We start from the raw sequence: 456 nt of genomic DNA on the forward strand, positions 1-456 counted from the left end.
GCAGTCACGGTGACGAAACCGCTGGTGCTGTTGGCCGGGACGGTGATGACGGTGGTGCCGTCGCTCAGCGTGAAGGTCAGCGCCGAATGTTTATCGATCGGCAGACCGTCTTTGTTGGTCAGCGTGATGGTGTAGGTGATCGCACCACCTTCGGTGACCGAAGGTGTTGCAGTCAGCTTGGCCACTACGTCGTCAGTGGTGTCAGTCACTTTGACCGACGCCGCGTCGCCCAGTTGCAGGTTTTCGAAGGCACGGCCGTCGATGTCTGCTGCTGACTTGATGCCCAGGTTGATCTCACCGGCATCTTTGTAGACGTCGTCGCCCTGTGCAGCGTGGCTGTACGGTGCGCTGGTTTCGCCCGCCTTGATGGTGACGGTGGCGTTGTTGCTCAGGGTCACGACCAGGTCGTGCGCCAGCGCGGTGTTGATGTGGACGGTGAAGGTCGGCTTCACGTTC

At 60.7% G+C, this 456-nt stretch carries 1 protein-coding gene; it reads right to left on the reverse strand.

Annotated features, from left to right (window positions below):
* On the reverse strand, positions 1-456 hold a 456-nt coding region (locus HU766_RS26040), incomplete at both ends, for an immunoglobulin-like domain-containing protein (RefSeq protein ID WP_186661875.1).

It is taken from the genome of Pseudomonas sp. SWRI77 (assembly GCF_014269105.1).
Taxonomy (GTDB): domain Bacteria; phylum Pseudomonadota; class Gammaproteobacteria; order Pseudomonadales; family Pseudomonadaceae; genus Aquipseudomonas; species Aquipseudomonas capeferrum.